General features: G+C 65.9%; 1 protein-coding gene. It reads right to left on the bottom strand.

Annotated elements, in window-relative coordinates:
- Nucleotides 1–226, bottom strand: a 226-nt coding sequence (locus JHD77_RS32170) for an AMP-binding protein (protein ID WP_199506587.1), incomplete at both ends; no start/stop codon positions are given.

A 226-nucleotide genomic window follows, 5' to 3' on the forward strand; every position in this document is an offset into this window, starting at 1 on the left:
CCACACCTTCTCCACCCAGGTAGAGCTCACCGGCCAGACCCAGCGGCAGCAGGTCCAGGTCCGCGCCCAGTACATAGGCCCTGCGACGTCCCAGCAAGGTACCGATAGGTGCGTAAGCCGCACCGCACGGATCCTGCGGACGCGCCTTCCACAACAAGGGCGTGACCACCGTCTCGGTCGGTCCATAGCCGTTGAACAGGTAGTCCGGGCGCAGGCTTTCCCAGGC

The sequence above is a fragment of the Pseudomonas sp. P20 genome (assembly GCF_016463925.1).
GTDB lineage: Bacteria > Pseudomonadota > Gammaproteobacteria > Pseudomonadales > Pseudomonadaceae > Pseudomonas > Pseudomonas aeruginosa.